The organism is Bacillus sp. LR_5 (assembly GCF_042709275.1).
Genome location: NZ_JAVAXX010000632.1, coordinates 1 through 1,000 on the forward strand (window position 1 = coordinate 1; position 1,000 = coordinate 1,000).

1 protein-coding gene is annotated in these 1,000 nt (G+C 53.8%); it reads right to left on the minus strand.

Annotated features, from left to right (window positions below):
- Nucleotides 1-1,000: hypothetical protein (locus RAC86_RS39465; RefSeq protein ID WP_483861771.1), on the minus strand; the 1,000-nt coding region annotated here is incomplete at both ends.

Here is a 1,000-nt window from a genome sequence, read left to right on the forward strand (position 1 = left end):
TCCGGTTGGTCCGGTTGCTCCAGTTTCTCCGGTTGGTCCTGTTGGACCTGTTTCTCCGGTTGGTCCTGTTACACCTGTTACTCCTGTTGCTCCTGTTGATCCTGTTGGACCGGTTGGTCCTGTATCTCCAGTTGCACCAGTTTCTCCTGTTGCTCCTGTTGCTCCGGTTGGACCGGTTACTCCGGTTGATCCAGTTTCTCCTGTTGCTCCTGTTGCTCCCGTTGATCCAGTTGATCCTGTTACTCCTGTTTCTCCGGTTGATCCTGTTGATCCTGTTACTCCAGTGGCTCCGGTTGATCCGGTTGCTCCAGTTTCTCCTGTTGCTCCCGTTGATCCGGTTGGTCCAGTTGATCCTGTTACTCCTGTTTCTCCGGTTGATCCTGTTGATCCTGTTACTCCAGTGGCTCCCGTTGATCCGGTTGCTCCGGTCGCGCCAGTTTCTCCGGTTGACCCAGTCACTCCTGTTAATCCTGTTACTCCAGTGGCTCCGGTTACTCCAGTTGCACCAGTTGGTCCTGTTAATCCAGTGGCTCCGGTTGCTCCGGTCGCACCAGTTTCTCCGGTTGGTCCTGTTGATCCTGTTACTCCAGTGGCTCCGGTTACTCCAGTTGATCCGGTTGGTCCGGTTGGTCCGGTTGCTCCAGTTTCTCCGGTTGGTCCTGTTGGACCTGTTTCTCCGGTTGATCCTGTTGATCCTGTTACTCCTGTTGCGCCTGTTGATCCTGTTACACCTGTTACTCCTGTTGCGCCTGTTGATCCAGTAACTCCTGTTGGACCGGTTGGTCCTGTATCTCCAGTTGCACCTGTTACTCCTGTTGCTCCTGTTTCTCCTGTTTCTCCAGTAGCTCCTGTTGGACCGGTTACTCCGGTTGATCCAGTTTCTCCCGTCGCACCAGTTGATCCTGTTGCGCCTGTTGATCCAGTAACTCCTGTTGGACCGGTTGGTCCTGTATCTCCAGTTGCACCAGTTACTCCTGTTTCTCCTGTTGCTCCAGTTACT